The organism is Burkholderia sp. 22PA0106 (assembly GCF_047497155.1).
Taxonomy (GTDB): domain Bacteria; phylum Pseudomonadota; class Gammaproteobacteria; order Burkholderiales; family Burkholderiaceae; genus Burkholderia.
The window spans coordinates 1,602,456-1,620,727 of the sequence record NZ_CP163163.1 but is presented as its reverse complement, the minus strand read 5'-3'; the positions used below and the strand labels follow the sequence as shown (position 1 = coordinate 1,620,727).

Genomic DNA, 18,272 nt, shown 5'->3' with positions numbered 1-18,272 from the left:
GGTGCGCCGCCTTGACGATCTGCCGACCTAGCCCACGCCATGCCCAATCCAACCGTCGCCCTGGTGTCGTCCGCGATGATGAGCCTGCTCCTGCTGGCGCTGCTCGGCTCGCTGGCGCACTCGCGCGTGCGCGGCGTGCGGGAATGGATGGCCTCGAACCTGGTGATGGCGCTCGGCTTGAGCCTGATGCTGCTGCGTGGCCACGTGCACGACGTGTTCGTGATCGTGCCGGCCAACCTGCTGATGGCGGTGGCGGCCACCTGCTTCTTCGCCGGCTGCGCGCGCTTCATGAACCGCCAGCCCGGCTGGCCCGCCTGGCTGCTGGCGCTGATCGTGCTCGGCGGCGTGTTGGGCTACTGGCGCTTCGTGGTCGACAACATCCAGGTGCGCGTGTTCGCGGTCAGCATGTATTTCGCCGCCACCAGCCTCGCCACCGTCTACGCCATCACCCGGCCGCGCCAGCCCGGCCGACGCCGCTATCCCTATCTCGCGATCGCCACGCTGGCCACGATCTGCGCCGCCATGGAGCTGGTGCGCGGCTTCTGGTTCCTGCATCTGCACGCCGCGTCGTCACCGGCGCTGCTCGCCACGCCGGGCAGCGTGATCCTCTCGACCATCGGCTCCGCGGTGCTGCCGATGCTGTCGATGGCCGCGATGATGCTGGTGCACGACGAGCTGCTGGCCGATGCCAGCGAGGCGTCGAACCGCGATTACCTGACCGGCCTGCTGTCGCGCAAGCGCTTCGAGCTGATCGCACGCAACCAGTTGAAGAAGCGCACGTCTTGCCGCAAGGTCGCGCTGCTGCTGATCGATTTCGATTACTTCAAGGCGATCAACGATGTATTCGGCCACGCGGGCGGCGACGCCGTGCTGCGCGATTTCGCGGTGCTGGCGCTCGAGAACCTGCGCGCCGACGCAACGTTCGGGCGGGTGGGCGGCGAGGAATTCGGCGTGCTGCTGCCGGGGCTGTCGGAGCGTGAGGCCTGGCAGGTGGGCGAGCGCCTGCGCATCGCGGTGGCGGCGCACACGGCCGATACGCCGTCGGGGCCGTGCCGCTACACGATCAGCGGGGGCGTAGCGATGGCCGAGGACGGCGACACGCTCGAACGCCTGTATGTGCGTGCCGACCGCGCGCTTTACGACGCCAAGCAACAAGGCCGCAACGCGATCTGCACGGCGCGCGCGCCGCTCGAACAGGACGCGGCCGTGCCGGCTTGATGCCGCTCGGTACGTCGTGGCCTGGCCGGACGGGAAACGCCGCCATCACACAACCCATGCAGCCTATGCAGTCTTCGATCCGGATAAGGTGAGCACGGCATGAATCACGGCCCGTTGAAACTCGATTGCCATTGCGCCACCTTGCGGCAGGCCGCCCGCGCCGTCACGGCGATCTACGATGCGCGGCTGTCGCGTCACGGTGTGCGGGTCACGCAGTTCACGATCCTGAAAGCGCTGTTTCGCGCCGAACCCGCCTCGATGCGCGCGCTGTCCGACGCGCTGCTGCTCGACCAGACCACCCTGAGCCGAACGCTCGCCACGCTGCGCACGCGCGCGCTGGTGCGCTCGCAGCCCGATCAGGCGGACCGCCGCGTGCATCTGTGGTGCCTGACGCGCACCGGCGAGGCGCTGTACGAAACCTGCCTGCCCGACTGGCAGGAAGCGCAACGCGATCTCGAACGCCAGGGCGGCAAGCCCGACCTGCAAGCGTTCAGCGACGGTATCTATCAATTGACCGAAGCGCTGGCCGGTTGAATCCGCCGCACCGATTGTTGATCGCGGGGCAAGGGAAATTCGATCGACGGCGGCTGGCAGCCCGCGCGCCGCGCCCGCATACTCGACGCTCCTTTTCGATCATCAGGACAGCGCACCATGCCCACCCAGCCGAATGTCAGCCAATCCGTCGAGATCGCCGCGCCCGCCGAACGCGTGTGGGCCATCGTCGGCGGCTTCAATGCCCTGCCCGTCTGGCTCGCGCCGGTGCTGGCCTCGCGGCTGTCCGACGACGGCCGCACGCGCCACCTGGAAATCCGGGGCGGGCTGGTGGTGGTCGAGCAACTGCTCGAACACAGCGACGCCGAGCGCCGCTACAGCTACACGATCCTCGAAGGCCCGGACCCGGTGACCGACTACATCGCCACGCTGTCGGTCGAGCGCACCGGCGACGCGAGCGCGAAAGCCACCTGGCAAAGCCGCTTCAAGCCGAACGATCCGCAGGGCGCGGCGCGCATGATCGCGCACTACGAGGGCTTGTATGCGCTGGGGCTGGCGCGCGCGAAAGCGCTGGCCGAAGGCGAACACGACGCGGCGCGATAAGGCCCGTTCGACAAGATTTCACGACACAATCGCAACGGCATCGAGGAGACCTCCATGAGCCAACTGACGTTCCTGAACACCACGCCGTATATCGCGCAGTTCGTTGTCGCTAGAGGGCAGCAGATCATTGCCCGGCCGCCGGGCCTGGAGCCTCAGGCACGCTTGACGATGGCCGCCAACGACAGGTTCGAAGTCACCGCCTCCACGCTGATCGACGGCGACACGTATACGTCGGCGCCGGCCACCATCACCGGCGAGGCCAGCTTTCTCGCGCAGGTCAAGCAGACCGGGCCGCAAGGCACGTACGATTTCGACATGGAGGTCGGGGCGAGCACCGTCGCCGATCAACTGCAGTTCGTGAAAACCACGCTCGGCCCGGTGACGTTCTCGATATCGCAATACGACACGCTGCTGCAAAGCGTGGTCGTGGAGCGTTCGTTCGACACCCAGACGTTGACGATCGGCGACACGTATTCGTTCTATGCCGTCATCGACGGCGTGACCACCGCGACGGCCACCACCACGAATCCGAATGCCCAGGTCACGGCGGAAATGGATGCCGCCACCGGCTTCTTCACGCTGGCGATCGTATGAACCCCGGGCCTGAACCCCTGGCCTGAACCGCACTTCTCACATCGCCGTCACCGGCAGATCGGGTTCGAGCTTCTGCCAGACGAAGCCGATATGCTCGACCATCCGCCGCCGCGCCTCCTCCGGCTGGCGCGCGCGGATCGCCTCCCACAAGGCCAGATGCTGCGCGAGGATCTGCTCGCCCACCTGCTCGCGCAAGGCGAACAGGTTGCGGTTGTTCAGCGAGATATGGGTATGCAGCATCTTCGCGAGGCTGCCTTGCAGATGCCGCAGCATGGCGTTGTGCGAGGCGCTGGCCAGCGCCGCGTGGAAATCGCCGTCGAGCCGCGATTCGCGTTCGTGGTCGCCGTCGCGATGCGCGGCCACCATGCCGTCGAGCACGTCCTGAATCCGTTGCAGATCGTCGGGGCCGGCGCGCAGCGCGGCCAGATACGCGGTGGTGCCCTCTAGCATCAGCCGGAATTCGAGCATGTCGGGGCGCAGCTCCGGATGGTCGCCCACCAGTTGCCGCCACGGCGAGATCAGCCCCGTCTGCAAGCTTTCCGATACGTAGAAACCCGACATCGGCCGGCTCGTCAGCAGCCCGCGCGCCACCAGCCGCTGCAAGGCCGTGCGCACCGTCGAGCGCGCCACGCCCATCGCGTCCGCCAGCTTGCGCTCGCCCGGAATGCGCTCGCCGGGCAACCACACGCCCTCCAGCAATTGCGTTTCGATCTCGCGCTGGATGCGGTCGGTTCGGGTGGCTGTCTTCATGAAGGGTCGAGGTAGGTAAACTGGTCGTACCAGTTTGCCGGATCGCCCTCCGGCTGTCGATCATGGCGCTTGCGCAGTCCGACGCACGCGGCAGGCGATCACCGCCCCGCGCCCCGGCCCGCGACTCCCCGAACAACACGGCCCGCCCCGACGCGCGCCTCGCATCCCCCGCAGGAGAATTCCATGAAGGTGGCCCTGTTCGTGCCTTGTTTCATCGATGCGCTCTACCCCGAGGTCGGCATCGCGACGCTCGAACTGCTCGAAAAGCTCGGGCTCGACGTCGATTACCCGCGCCGCCAGACCTGCTGCGGCCAGCCGATGGCCAACAACGGCTGCGATTCGGACGCGGCCGGCGCGCAAGCGCTGTTCGTCGACAACTTCGCGGGCTACGACTACGTGGTCGCGCCGTCGTCGAGCTGCGTCCACCACGTGCGCCAGCATCTGACGGCGGCGGGCGAATCGCCGCGCATCGCGGCGGTGCGCGCCAACACCTACGAGCTGACCGAATTCCTGCACGACGTGCTGAAGGTGCGCGAGTTCCCCTGGGCCGCGTTTCCGCACACGGTGGGCCTGCACAACAGTTGCAGCGCGATCCGCCATCTGCACGCGGCCTCGATGAGCGAGATCCCGGGCGAGCCGTGGTCGAAGGCGCGCACGCTGCTCGACGGCGTGCGCGGCATCCGCTTCGCCGCGCCGGCCCGGCCCGACGAATGCTGCGGCTTCGGCGGCACGTTCTCGGTGTCGGAGGCGGCGGTGTCGGTGCGGATGGGCCAGGACAAGGTGCGCGACCACCTGCAGGCCGGCGCGCAGTTCATCGTGTCGGCCGACATGTCGTGCCTGATGCACCAGCAAGGCTGCGCCGCGCGCGAGAAAACTCCGATGCGCTTCCTGCACATCGCCCAGGTGCTGAACGGCATCGACGCCGCGCAACTCGCGCCGGCCGCCGGCCAGGAGGCCCACGCATGAGCAAGCCGACCCGCAACCTCCCCAAGGTGGATCACGCGAAGGCCGCCGAGGCGTTCCTCGCCAAGACCGATCACGTGGCGTTCCATGACCGCCGCCTGTGGGACATCCGCAAGAAGCGCGACGCGCAGGCCGCCTCGATCGAGGAATGGGAAACGCTGCGCGCGCTGGCCTCGCAGATCAAGGAGCACACGCTGTCGCGGCTGGCCGATTACCTCGACCAGTTCGCCACCAACGCCGAGGCGAACGGCGTCAAGGTGCACTGGGCGCTCGACGCCGAGGCGCACAACGAGGCGGTGTACCGAATCCTCGAATCGCATGGCGTGACCTCGCTGGTCAAGAGCAAATCGATGCTGACCGACGAATGCGAGCTGCGCGAATATCTGGCGCCGCGCGGCGTGAGCGTGATGGAGACGGACCTCGGCGAGCGCATCCAGCAACTCGACAACGAGCCGCCGTCGCATGTGGTGATGCCGGCCGTGCACAAGCTGCGCGGCGACGTGGCCGAGCTGTTCGGCCGCACGCTCGGCACCGATCCGACCAATCACGACATCCACTACCTGGCCGAAAGCCAGCGCGTCACCACCCGCCCGGCGTTTCTCGAAGCGGGCGCGGGCATGACCGGCTGCAACTTCGCGGTGGCCGAAACCGGCACGGTGGTGGTTTGCACCAACGAGGGCAACGCCGACCTGTCGGCGAACGTGCCGCCCGTGCATATCGTCTCCATGGGCATCGAGAAGCTGATTCCGCGCGTGGCCGACCTCGGCGTGTTCGTGCGGCTGCTGTCGCGCAGCGCGCTCGGCTCGCCGATCACGCAGTACACCTCGCATTTCCGCCAGCCGCGCCCCGGCACCGAGATGCATTTCGTGATCGTCGACAACGGCCGCTCGGCGCGCCTCGCGATGGACGACTTCTGGTATTCGCTGAAATGCATCCGCTGCGGCGCCTGCATGAACACCTGCCCGGTGTACCGGCGCAGCAGCGGCCTGTCGTACGGCAGCACCTACGCCGGGCCGATCGGCGCGATCCTGAACCCGGCCTACGACCTCAAGCGCTTCAGCACGCTGCCGTTCGCCTCCACCATGAACGGCAGTTGCACCAACGTCTGCCCGGTCAAGATCAACATCCACGAACAGCTTTACCGCTGGCGGCAGATCGTGGCCGAGGAAGGCGAACTGCCGCGCGTCAAGCGCGGGCTGATCAAGGTGGCCGGCAAGCTGCTGGCGAACCCGGCGCTCTATCGCGCCTCGGTGCGCTCGATGCAGACGGCCCTGCACCGCCTGCCGAACCTCGTGCTCTACAACCCGCTGAACACCTGGGGCAAGGGCCGCACGCTGCCCGACGCGCCGCGCCAGACGTTCCGCGACTGGTACGAGGCGAATCGCGGCAAGGGCGCGACGCCGCCAAACCTTCCCGACCCCACCGAAGACACCCCGGCCGACGCCAATACCCCGGCCGCCGACAAGGAGACGCAACGATGAGCACCACCCGCGAGGAATTCCTGTTGCGCGTGCGGGCGGCGCAGCGCGTCGCCGTGCGCGAGGACGGTGGCGCGGCGCGCGCGCCGTTCGCGGCCGCCAGCGGCGACGATCCGCATCCGTTGCCCGCGCTGCCGGTGTTCGACACGCCGCCCGGCGACCGCCGCGAACGCTTCTGCGCGAGCCTCGCGACGATGGGCGGCAAGCACGTCGCGCTCGATTCGGTGCAGGACCTGCCCGGCTGGTTTGCCGAGCGCTTCCCGGGCCATGTGCCGCTGTCGGCCGCGCCCGAGGTGCCGGGCGCCGCGCCGCTCGATCCGGCGCGCGCGCCGGCCTCGCTGCACGAGGTCGAGGTGGGCGTGGTGCGGGCACGCTACGGCGTGGCGGAAACCGGCTCGGTGTGGTTGTCGGAGGCCGAATACGGCGTCAATGCGCTCGGCTATCTGGTCCAGCACCTGGTGGTGCTGCTCGATCCGGCCGATCTCGTCGACGGCTTGCAGGATCTGTATCGCCTGCCCGATTTCCACGGCGCGCGCTACGCGGCGCTCGTCACCGGGCCGTCGGCCACGGCCGACATCGAGGGCGTGCTGATCCAGGGCGCACAGGGCGTGCGCTCGCTGACGGTGGTGTTGCTGGCGAAACCGGCCTGATCACGCCGACTGCCGCGAAAAGATCCGGATCACCGAATTGAGGTGGGTCAGCATCGCGCGGCGCGCGCCCTTCGCGTCGCGCGCCTCCAGCGCGTCGAGAATCGCGCGGTGCTCAACCTCGGAGCGATGCGGCATGTCGCGCGGCGTATAGAGCGTTTGCAGGCGCTGGAACAGCAGGTCGTAGCGATGCGCGAGCAACTGCTTGATCATCATCGCGTAGGCCTCGTTGCCGCTGGCCTCGGCGATGCGGATATGGAACAGCCGGTCGCCGGGGTGCGTGGTCGAGCCGCTGCGGTTGTCCTGCTGGTTGCGCAGGAACGCCTCGCGAACCGCCGCAAGCTGCGCGTCGGACGCCTGGAGCGCGGCCAGCTCGGCCGCCTCGGGCTCGATCAGCTTGCGCGCCTGCAACAGCGAGAACGGCGGGATCTCGGCGTCGAGATCGAATTCGATGCCGAGTTCGGGATCGACTTCGAGCACGCTCGAACGTGCAGCGGCGCGCGCCGGCGGCGTGTCGCCCGCGGGCTGCTCGCGCTGGCGCACCGACACGCCGTCGCCCACGCGCACGGACACCATCCCGATCACCTCCAGCGCGATCAGCGCCTCGCGCACCGAGGTGCGCGACACGCCGAATTGCGCGGCCAGCTCGCGCTCGGGCGGCAAGTAGCTGCCCGGCGGAAAGCTGCCGGATTCGATCATCGCGCGAAGCTGGTCGGCGATCTGCTGGTAGAGGCGGCGGTTCTGAATGGGTTGGATCGGCATACGTTCGCTGGCGGGACCCGTCGGGATCGAAACGGCTCGCGGCCGGTGCCGTTCAGGCAACGACCGCGAGCCAGACGCCGATTCTAATACGTCCGCGCTGCCGGGCCGCCGCCGCTGCGGCGCCGGGCGCGCGCGACGCCGTGTATCGGGCCGGGGCCAGCGGCCCGCACGCAGCCGGACCATGCGCGCTCGCCCCGCCCCACGCGCTCAGGCATCCACCACGCGGCTGCCGCGCCAGCCGTACCACGCGACGATCGCGAAGCACACCAGCGGCAGCGCGTAGGCGATGCTCACGCCCGAGGTATCGGCCACCCGGCCCATCGCATACGGCATGATCGCGCCGCCGACGATCGACATCACCTGGTACGACGCGCCGCGCTTGGTGTGCGGCCCGAGATCCTTGACGCCGAGCGCGAAGATGGTCGGGAACATGATCGACATGAAGAAGAACACGCCGATCAGCGCCAGCACCGACACCACCGGAATGCCGGCCAGCACCACTGCCGTCAGCACCACGTTGGCGAGCGCGTAGACGGTCAGCATCGCGGCGGGCGACACCTTCGCCATCAGGGCCGTGCTGATGAAGCGCCCGGCCATGAACAGCAGCAACGCCACCGACAGCATGAACGAGGCGCGTTGCGCCGTGAGATCGGGCCAGTGGACGATCGCGTAGTTGATGAAGAACGCGCCCACGCCCACCTGCGCGGCCACGTAGAAGAACTGCGCGACGATCCCGCCGACGAAGTGCGGCCGCGACCAGACCGAGGCGCCCGCCGCCCGCTGTGCCGGCGAGGCCGCGCGGCGGATGTCGGGCATCGGCGTGCGTGCGATCAGCAGCGCCAGCAGCACCACCACGGCGGCAATCGCCACGTAGGTGATGCGCACCGAGCCCAGCCCTTCGCTGGCCACCTGCGGCGCGGCCGACGCGCGGAAGAAGAATGCACCGCCGATCAGCGGCCCGAGAAAGCTGCCGAGGCCATTGAAGGACTGCGAAAGATTGAGCCGCCGCTCGGCCGTCTCGGGCGTGCTGAGTTCGGTCACGTACGGGTTGGCGGCCGTCTCCAGGCAACCAAGGCCCGAGGCGATCACGAACAGCGCGAACAGGAAGAACGGAAAGCTCGCCGCCGACGAGGCCGGAATGAACAGCAGCGCGCCGATCGCGTAGAGCGCGAGGCCCAGCAGGATGCCGCGCTTGTAGCCGAAGCGCTCCATCAGCATCGCGGCCGGAATCGCCATCACGAAATACGCGCCGAAATACGCGCCCTGCAACAGGCCCGACTGCGCCTTGCTGACGTGCAGCACGTCCTGAAAATGCTTGTTCAGCACGTCGAGCAAACCGTACGACAGCCCCCACATGAAAAAGAGGCTGGTCACCAAAATGAACGCCGTGCGCCAGTCGCGCGTACGTTCGGCCGTGCCGGCCGGCGCCAAGCCGGCTCCCGATGCCTGTTGCATGATTCCTGTCTCCTTCCGTGTCAGTCTCGATGTGCTGTTACGGGGTGCCGTCGCCGGCTGTCGTCATTGCCCGGCCAGGTCGAAAACGCGCGCCATCGGCGTCCATTTGGTTCCGGCCGGGGTCCACGGGGTCGGCTGCTGGAACGTGCCCATCAGCGTCTCCCACTCCACTACCTTCGGGTCGGCAAGGCTCGCCGCCGCCATGCGGGCAGCGTCGAACACCGCGTCGTCCGTTTCCATCACCATCGTCAGGCGGTTGCCGATCCGCCAGATTTCCATCTCGCGCACGCCCTGCCCGCGCAGGTGCGCGGCGATCTCCGGCCAGATCCGCGCGTGATGCGCCTCGTAGCGCGCGATCGATTCGGGATCGTCCTTCAGGTCCAGCGCCAGGCAGTGCCGCATCGTCGTGTCTCCTTGTGTGTGGGGCCGCCCTCAGCCGAGCGCGCGATCCAGGTGCGTGTAGCCGCCGTCGACGAACAGCCACTGGCCGGTGGTGTGCGAGGCGCGCGGCGACAGCAGGAACACGGCGGTCGAGGCGATCTCGGCCGGCGTGGTCATGCGCTTGCCGAACGGGATGCGCTGCGTGATCGCGTCGAGCTTGGCGGCCGGATCATCGAAGCTGCCGAGCCAGGTTTCGTAGAGCGGCGTCATCACCTCGGCCGGCACCACGGCGTTCACGCGCACGCCGTCGGCGGCCAGCGACGCGGCCCATTCGCGCGTGAGCGACAGCACCGCGCCCTTGGCCGCGCAGTAGCCGCTGGTGCCGCCCTGCCCGGTCAGCGCCGTCTTCGACGAGATGTTGACGATCGCGCCGCGGCTCGCCTTCAGGTGCGGCTCGCAGTAGTGCGCCATCGCGTAGTAATGCAGCAGGTTGCGTTCGAGCGAGGCCACGAACGCCGCGCGGCCCGCGCCCAGGCCCACGCCGTCGTTCGCGCCGGCGTTGTTGACGAGGCCGTCGATGCGGCCGAATTCGGCGATTGCCGTGTCGACGGCCGCGCGGCATTGCGCGTCGTCGAGCAGGTCGGTGCGCAAAAAGCGCGTGCGGGGCTGGCGATCGCGCAACCGCGAGGCGAACGCCTCGTCGGGCGCGTTGCGATCGAGCACGACCGGAATCGCGCCCTCGGCCGCCACCGCTTCGGTGATCGCGCCGCCGATGCCGGACACGCCGCCCGTGATCAACACCACCTTGCCATCGAGATCGAGATGCACGTTGTTATCTCCTTCAGGCCACCGCGTCGGCCGGCTGCGCCTGCGCGCCGCGGAACCGGTAGCGTTCGAGCGATTCGGGCTTCATGGTGATCGAGAAGCCCGGCGCGGCGGGCGGCAGGTAGGCCGCGTCGCGAATCACGCACGGATCGACGAAATGCTCGTGCAGGTGATCGACGTACTCGATCACGCGCCCCTCGCGGGTGCCGGCGATGCACAGGTAATCGATCATCGACAGATGCTGCACGTACTCGCACAGCCCCACCCCGCCCGCATGCGGGCACACCGGCAGGCCGTACTTGGCGGCCATCAGCATCACGGCCAGGATTTCGTTGACGCCGCCGAGCCGGCACGCATCGATCTGCACCACGTCGATCGCGCCGCGCATGATGAACTGCTTGAACAGCACGCGGTTCTGGCACATCTCGCCGGTGGCCACCTGCACCGGGCCGACCGCCTCGCGGATCTTGCGATGGCCTTCCACGTCGTCCGGGCTGGTCGGTTCCTCGATGAACCACGGCTTGGCGAACGCCAGCTCGCGCACCCAGTCGATCGCCTCGTCCACTTCCCACACCTGGTTGGCGTCGATCATCAGCTTGCGATCCGGGCCGATCACCTCGCGCGCGATCGTCACGCGGCGGATGTCGTCTTCCAGGTTCGCGCCCACCTTGAGCTTGACGTGGTCGAAGCCGGCCTCCACCGCCTCGCGGCACAGGCGGCGCAGCTTGTCGTCGCTGTAGCCGAGCCAGCCGGCCGAGGTTGTGTAGCACGGGTAGCCCTCGCGCCGCAGCGTCTCGATCCGCTCGGCCTTGCCCGGCGCCTGGCGCTCCAGCAGTTGCAGCGCGTCCTGCTCGGTCAGGCAATCGCCGAGGTAGCGGAAATCGATGCAGCGCACCAGTTGCGCCGGCGTCATCTCGGCCACCAGTTGCCACAGCGGCTTGCCTTCGGCCTTGGCCCACAGGTCCCACGCGGCGTTGACCACCGCGCCGGTGGCGAGGTGGATCGCGCCCTTGTCCGGGCCGATCCAGCGCAGTTGGCTGTCGGACGTGACGTGCCGCCAGAAGCGGCCCATGTCCTCGCGGATCCAGTCGAGATCGAGGCCCACCACCAGGTGGCGCATGGCCTCGATGGCCGCGCAGCAGATCTCGTTGCCGCGCCCGATCGTAAACGTCAGGCCGTGGCCTTCGAGGCCCGGGCGATCGGTTTCGAGGATCACGTAGGCGGCCGAGTAATCGGGATCGGGGTTCATCGCATCGGAGCCATCGAGCCGTTGCGAGGTCGGGAAACGCACGTCGAGGACGCGCATCGAGCGAATGATCGTCATGGTCGGTTGTCTTGTTTCGTGTTGCGTACTGCCGGGTTTCGAGAGGGCGAACGGCGCGGCCGGCGTACCGGCATCGCGCTTATTGGTTTAATGGTCCAACCAATTTGATGGCCATCATACGTCGGTTGCCGGGCGGCGTCACGCCATCCGCGCTGCGGGTTTTCCCTCGACGGCCCGCGCCGCCGGGGCTTCAGCCGATGCGATAAAAGCGTTGCGCGGTGCCGCCGAAGATCGCGTCGAGCGCGGCGTCGTCCTCGCCGAACAGGCGCGTGCAATGGCGGCGGCAGGTGTCGAACCAATCGGCGTAGCCGCCATGCGCCGACGCGAGCCGCAGCACCGGCCAGTCGCTGCCCCACATCAGGCGCTCGGGGCCGAACAGCGTGGCGGCTGCATCGATGAACGCGCCGATCTGTTGCGCGCTGGTGTGCGCGTCGGCCTCGGTCCAGAGGCCCGAGAGCTTGCAGAACACGTTCGGCAATTGCGCGAGCCGCGCCATCGCGTCGTGCCACGGCGCGCGTTCGCCGCTTGCGATCGGCGGCTTGGCGGCGTGGTCGATCACGATCGGCAGCGTGCGATGGCGGCTCGCGAACGCATGCAGCGCATCGAGTTGCGCAGGCGTGACGAGCGCATCGAAACGCAGGTCGTGCGCGAGCATCGCGGCCACCGCGGGCGCGAGCGCATCGTCGTCGATCCAGTGGTTGTCCAGCGCTTGCAGCATCGGGCGCAGGCCGCGAAATTTCGGTTCGGCGGCGAACGTGGCGATCTGCGCGGGCGCGTCGGGCGCTTTCATATCGACCCAGCCGACCACGGCCTTTACGCTCAGCGTGATGTGGGCGAGCGCGAGCAGTTCGCGCGTGTCGTCGAGCGTCGGCAGCGACTGCACGAGCACGGTGCCGTCCATCTGCCTTTCATGTAAGTGCGGCGCGAGATCGGCCGGCCCGAAATCGCGATGAATCGGTGCGAGGCTCGGCGGCGGCCACTCGCCTTCGCGCGCGGCGATTCGCCAGTAGTGCTGATGGGCGTCAAGACGCAAGGGCATCGATCGCGTTCCTAATGGGTGATGTCGTGAATCCAGGGGTGGCCGAGCCTTGGCCGCCCATCGGACCAAAGGTCCAACCAATCCAGTGAAGATCGACGAGGCCGGCAGGCCTGACCATTCGGGCTAACCCGGATTCGCCCGATGACGCCGCCGATTCAATCCGGAATCAGCAGTTTTTTCATGCTTCGCATCTCATTCGGCAATAAATTCATCCTGAATTATTTCACCAAACTTTTTTAACCATTACAAAAAATTACGCTGTATATTCAGCCTCGGATTGGATTGTCAGGCAGTTGTTCAGGGATTGTCGGCAAGCCTTCCATTTGAACCGTCCGGATCAAACCGTCAGGCCTCCGGATCAATTCGTCATTGGCAGAAAAGATCGCGCGGCGCGTCCATTGCCGCGTGAAAACGCATGGCCACGCCATGCTTACCCGCGTACGAATCGGCGCCATAGAGCGCGGATCGTTGCTGCTCGCTTGATAAACAACAGGGCCTTCAGACATGCAGAACTTTACTTAAAAGCGCCAGCGCTTTTGCCGGCGCTTCCCCGCGTTTCATTCAAACCTCGATGCCATTTCATTTCGCTGCGAAATACCGGCGACGGCATTTTATTGCCCGCGGCATTTCAATCAGCCATTCACCGTTCATTCCACTTTCAAAGGAATCGGTATGGAAATCACGCTTCGCCATTTTCGTCATTTCCGCCTGCTGCCGCTGGTGGCCGCGCTCGCCCTGGCCGCCTGCGGCGGCGACGACGGCGGCTCCGGCTCGGCCGTCTCGTTCGGCGCCGTCGGCAATCAGACGGCCAATACCACCGCGCCCGTGGCGCCGGCCGCGAACCGCAGCACCGCACCCGTCGAAATGCCCGACACGGTGGTGCCGGTCAATTACCGGCTGTGGTTCCGGCCGAGCGCGGCACTCGACCAGTTCCAGGGCCGCGCCGACGTCGAGATCAACGTGCTGAAGCCGGTGGACGCGATCGTGGTGGCCGCGCACCGGCTGCAATTCACCAATGGCCGCATCACGCTGCAGCCGGGCAACATCCAGTTGATCGCCACGCCGCAGGGCCAGGGCGATTACGTGCAACTGCGCCCGGCCAGCGGCACGATCGCGCGCGGCAGCTATTCGTTGCACATGGAATGGCAGGGCATCATCAATTTCGATACGCACGGCGATCCGACCAAGGGCACGGTGGGCAGTTGCGACAACGATCCCTACCCGGGCTGCTCGGCCGCCGAGGGCATGTTCCGCGTCGATCTGGTGGGCACCGACGGCACCAGCAGCGGCGCGGTGCTCACGCAGGGCGAATCGGATCTGTCGCGGCAGTGGTTCCCGGGCTGGGACGAGCCGGCGTTCCGCCCGACCTACGAGGTGTCGGCCGAGGTGCCGCAGGAATGGCGCGTGGTGTCGAACGCGGCCGAAAAGCCGGCGTCGAACGTGGGCGGCGGCTACAAGCTGGTGTCGTTCGACAAGACGCCGCCGATGCCGTCCTACCTGGTGTTCTTCGGCGGCGGGCGCTTCGACGTGCTGGAAGACGACTTCACGAGCCCGCTGCCCGACGGCCGGGGCATGCACCTGCGGATCTTCACGCCGCCGGGCATGAGCGAATGGGCCAAGCCGGCGATGCAGGAAACCAAGCAGGCGCTCGATTACTACTACCGCTACACCGGCATCCCGCTGCCGCTGACCAAGTTCGACACGGTGGCGGCCAACGACAAGTTCAAGGCGCAGAAGGACCTGAACTTCGGCGGCATGGAGAACTGGGGGGCCATCCTCGAATTCGCCGACGACATCCTGCCGAAGCCCGGCACGACGATGTCGAAGTACGGCATGGAAGTGCTCACGCACGAGGCCTCGCATCAATGGTTCGGCGATCTGGTCACGCTCGACTGGTGGGATGACGTTTGGCTGAACGAATCGTTCGCCACGTACTTCGAAACCCGCACCTCGATCCAGTTCCACCCCGACCGCTTCAGTTGGGTGCAGGACGTGGGCGACAAGGCGGCCGTGATCCGCGCCGACATCGGCCCGAATGCGTTCCCGGTGCAGCCGAACTTCAACGCGTTCGGCTCGAACGACTTCGTGGTGAACGCGGGCGCGTTCGTCTACAACAAGGGCGGCCACGTACTGAAGATGCTGGAGGGCTATCTCGGCGACGACGTGATGCGCCGCGGCTTGCAGCAGTATCTGGCCGACTACTCGTTCGGCAACGGCACGCCGCAGCGGCTGTGGGATGCGCTGTCGAACGCCAGCGGCCAGAAGGTCGGCCCGATCGGCGACAGCTTCGTGCGCCAGACCGGCGTGCCGCTGCTCACGCTCGACGCGCAATGCGATCTGACCAAGAACCAGAACGTCGTGACGATCAAACAGGCGCCGTTCCCGAACACCAATGCGTATCCGGGCACGCAGTGGACGGTGCCGGTCACGCTGGCCTATGGCGACGGCCTGATCAAGCGCACCACGCTCGCGCTGAAGGACACGCAGGCGCAGGTGCGGCTCGACGGCTGTTCGGCCGTGCTCGCGAACCCGAGTGGCTTCGACTACTACGTGACGAACTACAGCGATTCGGCCTGGAGCGCGTTGTTGCCGCAACTGTCGAAAACCACCGACCCGGTGCTGCTGACCAACCTGCGCAACGACGCGAGCCTGCTGGTCTCGAAGCAGCTCGCGCCGGCCTCGCGCACGGCCGCGCTCAGTTCGATCACGCCGCCGGCCGCGGTCGCGCTGCGGCAACTGGCGGTGGGCGAATCGGTGGTGCGCCAGACGCGCCCGGTGCTGCGCTACAACGGCAAGTTCGTGGCGCGCAAGCGTAGCGAATAAGCGCTGGCGGCCTCGCGGCCGCGATCCGTTCGCAATGCGTTGGCCCCTCGTCGGCATGCGTGCCGGCGAGGGGCTTTTTCATGGTGGCGCGTGGCGCCGCGCCGCGCGGCCGATGGCGGCGTTCCGTCATCCGACCTCCTCTCGCTCGCGCCATCCGCCCCGGCGAACCTCGTCGGCACCGCCCCGCCCAGCAATGATGACGACGTCTGGTTATCCCCGACAGGCATCCCGCGTTCTACGAGATAGGATATCCGACAACAAATTGGTAAGCCTGCAGTCAGTCGTCCGTCACCGTGCCCGAATGGACGACAGCCCGCCCCGCCACACGACCGCTGTGGCGAAACGGCCGGCGTTTGACGACGTATCAGAATCATGCGAATCCGCAATCGAGGGGGAGATGGATCGCGATGCCGCCCACAACGCGCGCGTCGGCCGATGCCTTTCCATGTTGTCCGATAACTGATGATTTAAAACCCTGCACGCTGGCACGACCGGTTTCCGACCGGCCGTCGCTTGCTGCTGCCTGGCCGCGACCGTTTCCGAAACGCCGTCGCGCGGGACCGTTCGTCCCGCGTCGGGCCGCAGGCGCAGCCGGCATCACGAGGAGGTCGCCCATGGATTGACGCTCGCCGCGCAATTGTTTCGTACACCACAACATTAAAACGATGGAGATACCATGCTTTCGATAACACGGACGCGATCCGCACTCGCCGTCAGCACCGCCGTTGCCCTGCTCGCCCTTGCCGCCTGCGGCGGCGAAACCAGCACCTCGCCCGCATCGGGCTCCGGCGGTTCGGGCGTCGCGTCTACGCTGGCCACTTCGTTGCAGGGCATCGTGTATGGCACCGCCACCACCTCGGTGCCGAGCGGCGCGAACGTGCCGATCACGATGATGGGCCAGATGCGCGCGCTGTTCGACCGGATCAAGGCCGCGCCCGATTTCACGCAAGTGGTAATGGACCTCGGCGACGGCAGCCCCGTGCACGTGCTCGACACCAACACCGGCGACAAATTCCTGCCCGGCAAGCTCGCGCTCGGCCTGTCGTGGATTTTGATCGACATGAAGTCGAAGAACGATCCGCAGTACGCCGATTACCTGGCCGCCTACCAGAAGGTGACAACGGCCATGATGGCCATGAACGGCAGCAACTATCTGTATGCGAACACGTCCTGGGGCGAGTACTACTACCTGGTCGCGCTGAACAACTTCCAGGCGCACGGCATGCTCGACGAGGTGTTCAGCAGCACGATGCTGGCCACGCTCCAGCAGCGCCTGATGTTCTGCGACATGTTCGGCGCCGACGCCAGCGGCAAGACCAACACCTGCCCGGCCAGCGGCACGCCGATCGACATCGCCTCGCTCAATACTGCTCAGAACTACTACGCGGTGTCGTACGGCATCGCCGGCCTGCGTCAGAAGCTCGGCTGGAGCAGCCCGAGCTTTTCATCGAAGACGGATGCGAGCGTGACCGGCATGAACGCGCGCGACGCCCTGCTCTATACGCTGACCAACCATATCCGCAACGATTCGTCGGGCGGATTTTCCGACGAGGCGTCGAACACCAGCAAGACCTACTACGATCAGGCGCGCTTCGACCGCTACAGCACGCTGCTGATCGGCGAGGTGACCGAGCGCACGTTCGAGATGGGCAACGAGGCGAACCTGACGCCCGAGCTGAAGGGCTACTTGCGCAAGTCGGTGGACCTGATCCTGCCGCAGCTCAATACCGACGGCGAAGGCTTCAACTACGGCCGCTCGATCGGCCCGTACGGCGATTCGGCGTTCATGGAGGTGCTGACGGCGGCCGCCAATGCCGGCGTGCTGACCGACGCCGAGAAGCAGGCCGCCTACGCGTATATCTACCGCGCCGCGCTGCGTTTCGAGAACTACTGGTACGACCCGACGCTGCCCACGCCGTCGGTCAACATGTGGGTCAAGGGCCGCGGCACCGATACCTATCGCGGCAAGCCGCGCGCGATGGGCGAGAATTTCAGCCTGCTGCATCAGTACCTGTACGTGAACGCCTGGTGGAACAAGCTCGGCTTCGGCGCAGCCGCCCCGCTGACCGACACGCAGTTCCAGTCCTGGCTCGACAGCACCCAGCCGCACGTCAAGCTGACCTGGTACAACCAGCCGACCGATACCGCGCACCCGTACAGCGCGGCGCTCGTGACGGTGCGCGACGGCAAGCGCGTGATCAACCTGAACCTGAGCCAGGCGCCCGACTACAACTCGTTCACGCCGTACTACCCGGTGCCGTTCTCCGACAAGCTGATCTACGGCACCACCGATCTGGCCTACGCGCTGCTGATCCCGCAGGTCAGCTACAACGGCAAGACCTATCAGCCGGTCACGTACTACCAGAACCTCAACGTGCAGGAGAGCAACGGCCAGGTGGTCGTGAGCTTCGACACGACGAAGTTCCGCGTGGCGTCGAAGAATGCCGCCGCGTCGACCGACCTGGATTTGCAGACGCATACGGTGCTCACGTTCGCGCACGGCTCGATCTCGCGCACCGACACGCTCGGTTCGGCCACGCTGACCGGCAACCTGGCGGTGGAAACCGACTACACGGCGTTCAACGATCTGGCGAGCACCACGGCGAACGCGGACGGCGTGTCGGTCAATTACGGCAACGGCGCGGCCACCGGCTATGCGACCACGGGCTTCTCGAGCTGCGCGCTGTCCGACTTCAGCACGGCGAACAACGCGACCAATCCGCTGTCGACCACGCCGATCGGGCAGTTGCATTCGAAGTTCGCCTGCACGACGCAGCCGTTCACGCTCGGCTCGGGGCAGAGCCGCACGTTGAGCTGGACGCTGAAGTACGCCGACCCGGCTTGATGAGCGGGATGGCGGTGTAAAGGAAAAACGCGACGCCGAAGTGGGCGTCGCGTTTTTTATGAACTCGGCGTTT

General features: G+C 66.9%; 16 protein-coding genes. 9 read left to right on the top strand and 7 right to left on the bottom strand.

Going from position 1 to position 18,272, the window contains the following annotated elements; genetic code table 11:
- Positions 1-39 precede the first annotated feature (39 nt).
- The 4 genes from AB4850_RS22170 (at position 40) to AB4850_RS22155 (ending at position 2,907) form a co-directional block, all read left to right on the top strand.
- Positions 40-1,218, top strand: coding sequence for a GGDEF domain-containing protein (locus tag AB4850_RS22170; protein ID WP_414445129.1), 1,179 nt, complete (start codon positions 40-42; stop codon positions 1,216-1,218).
- Between the two features lie 114 nt (positions 1,219-1,332).
- A complete protein-coding gene (locus tag AB4850_RS22165; protein ID WP_414445580.1) occupies positions 1,333-1,752 on the top strand; it encodes a MarR family winged helix-turn-helix transcriptional regulator in 420 nt (139 codons plus the stop codon).
- Positions 1,753-1,869: 117 nt separating this feature from the next.
- Positions 1,870-2,313: an SRPBCC family protein gene (locus AB4850_RS22160; RefSeq protein ID WP_414445128.1), complete on the top strand. Its 444-nt coding sequence runs from the start codon at positions 1,870-1,872 to the stop codon at positions 2,311-2,313.
- Between the two features lie 54 nt (positions 2,314-2,367).
- Entirely contained in the window at positions 2,368-2,907 is a 540-nt protein-coding gene (locus AB4850_RS22155; RefSeq protein WP_414445127.1) for a hypothetical protein, read from the top strand.
- A 36-nt stretch (positions 2,908-2,943) separates the two neighbouring features.
- Here AB4850_RS22155 and AB4850_RS22150 read toward each other — a convergent pair whose 3' ends face one another.
- The gene (locus AB4850_RS22150; protein WP_414445126.1) at positions 2,944-3,657 is read right to left on the bottom strand and encodes a FadR/GntR family transcriptional regulator; all 714 of its coding nucleotides are present in this window, start codon (positions 3,655-3,657) and stop codon (positions 2,944-2,946) included.
- A 183-nt stretch (positions 3,658-3,840) separates the two neighbouring features.
- On the opposite strand from AB4850_RS22150, the gene AB4850_RS22145 reads away from it, so the two are divergent.
- The 3 genes from AB4850_RS22145 to AB4850_RS22135 are packed head-to-tail and all read left to right on the top strand — an operon-like array spanning position 3,841 to position 6,748.
- The gene (locus tag AB4850_RS22145) at positions 3,841-4,623 is read left to right on the top strand and encodes a (Fe-S)-binding protein (RefSeq protein WP_414445125.1); all 783 of its coding nucleotides are present in this window, start codon (positions 3,841-3,843) and stop codon (positions 4,621-4,623) included.
- On the top strand, positions 4,620-6,101 hold the full coding sequence (locus tag AB4850_RS22140; RefSeq protein WP_414445124.1) for a lactate utilization protein B: 1,482 nt from the start codon (positions 4,620-4,622) through the stop codon (positions 6,099-6,101). The genes AB4850_RS22145 and AB4850_RS22140 overlap by 4 nt, the downstream gene beginning before the upstream one ends.
- Positions 6,098-6,748: a LutC/YkgG family protein gene (locus AB4850_RS22135; RefSeq protein ID WP_414445123.1), complete on the top strand. Its 651-nt coding sequence runs from the start codon at positions 6,098-6,100 to the stop codon at positions 6,746-6,748. Before AB4850_RS22140 ends, AB4850_RS22135 begins: the two co-directional genes overlap by 4 nt.
- Here the strand turns inward: AB4850_RS22135 and AB4850_RS22130 are convergent, their stop codons facing one another.
- The 6 genes from AB4850_RS22130 to AB4850_RS22105 form a co-directional block, all read right to left on the bottom strand.
- Positions 6,749-7,507, bottom strand: coding sequence for a FadR/GntR family transcriptional regulator (locus tag AB4850_RS22130; protein WP_414445122.1), 759 nt, complete (start codon positions 7,505-7,507; stop codon positions 6,749-6,751).
- A 207-nt stretch (positions 7,508-7,714) separates the two neighbouring features.
- Positions 7,715-8,962: an L-fucose:H+ symporter permease gene (gene fucP / locus AB4850_RS22125; protein WP_414445121.1), complete on the bottom strand. Its 1,248-nt coding sequence runs from the start codon at positions 8,960-8,962 to the stop codon at positions 7,715-7,717.
- 63 nt (positions 8,963-9,025) lie between these two features.
- Complete coding sequence (locus AB4850_RS22120; protein WP_414445120.1) at positions 9,026-9,364, bottom strand: L-rhamnose mutarotase; 339 nt, start codon at positions 9,362-9,364, stop codon at positions 9,026-9,028.
- 30 nt (positions 9,365-9,394) lie between these two features.
- Positions 9,395-10,171 (bottom strand): SDR family oxidoreductase, encoded by a 777-nt coding sequence (locus tag AB4850_RS22115; protein ID WP_414445119.1) that lies wholly within the window; start codon positions 10,169-10,171, stop codon positions 9,395-9,397.
- 13 nt (positions 10,172-10,184) lie between these two features.
- On the bottom strand, positions 10,185-11,492 hold the full coding sequence (locus tag AB4850_RS22110) for an L-fuconate dehydratase (RefSeq protein ID WP_414445118.1): 1,308 nt from the start codon (positions 11,490-11,492) through the stop codon (positions 10,185-10,187).
- 190 nt (positions 11,493-11,682) lie between these two features.
- Positions 11,683-12,531 (bottom strand): amidohydrolase family protein, encoded by an 849-nt coding sequence (locus AB4850_RS22105; protein WP_414445117.1) that lies wholly within the window; start codon positions 12,529-12,531, stop codon positions 11,683-11,685.
- 672 nt (positions 12,532-13,203) lie between these two features.
- Between AB4850_RS22105 and AB4850_RS22100 the strand changes: the two genes are divergently transcribed.
- On the top strand, positions 13,204-15,354 hold the full coding sequence (locus AB4850_RS22100) for a M1 family metallopeptidase (RefSeq protein WP_414445116.1): 2,151 nt from the start codon (positions 13,204-13,206) through the stop codon (positions 15,352-15,354).
- A gap of 676 nt (positions 15,355-16,030) precedes the next feature.
- Positions 16,031-18,199: a hypothetical protein gene (locus tag AB4850_RS22095; RefSeq protein ID WP_414445115.1), complete on the top strand. Its 2,169-nt coding sequence runs from the start codon at positions 16,031-16,033 to the stop codon at positions 18,197-18,199.
- Positions 18,200-18,272 lie beyond the last annotated feature (73 nt).